This window comes from Streptacidiphilus neutrinimicus, assembly GCF_000787815.1.
Taxonomy (GTDB): domain Bacteria; phylum Actinomycetota; class Actinomycetes; order Streptomycetales; family Streptomycetaceae; genus Streptacidiphilus; species Streptacidiphilus neutrinimicus.
Map to the genome: position 1 here is coordinate 2,595 of NZ_BBPO01000181.1, position 409 is coordinate 3,003.

Annotated in this window: 1 protein-coding gene; it reads right to left on the reverse strand. The window is 74.1% G+C overall.

All coding sequences use genetic code 11. From position 1 onward, the window contains the following. A partial coding sequence (locus TR48_RS44135; protein WP_042375652.1) for an acyl carrier protein occupies positions 1-409 on the reverse strand: 409 nt, incomplete at both ends.

Here is a 409-nt window from a genome sequence, read left to right on the forward strand (position 1 = left end):
ACCGCCCTCGACCGCAGTCGCGTCGGAGTAGCCGAGCACCGCCGCCACCTGGGCGCGCACCAAGTCCAACAGGGCGCGACCCTGCTCGACCTGCGACAGCCCCGCAAGGCGCTGGGTCAGCGAGGAGGCCGCGTCAGCCGTGGCGCCCTCGGTCCGCGACTCGGCAGCTGCCGAACGGAGGCGCTGGACCTCGGGGATCTCGTCGAAGAGACGGCTCGGACGGACCGCGGCGAACTCGGCTGAGAGCCGGTCCCAGTCGACGTCGGCGATCGTCAGGGCGACGTCGCCGTGGTCCAGGGCCTGCTGCATCGCCGTGATGGCGAGTGCCGGGGTCATGCCGACCACGCCGTCGCGGCGCAGGCGGTCAGCGACCAGCTCCTCCGTCGCCAGGCCCGCCTCGGCCCAGGCG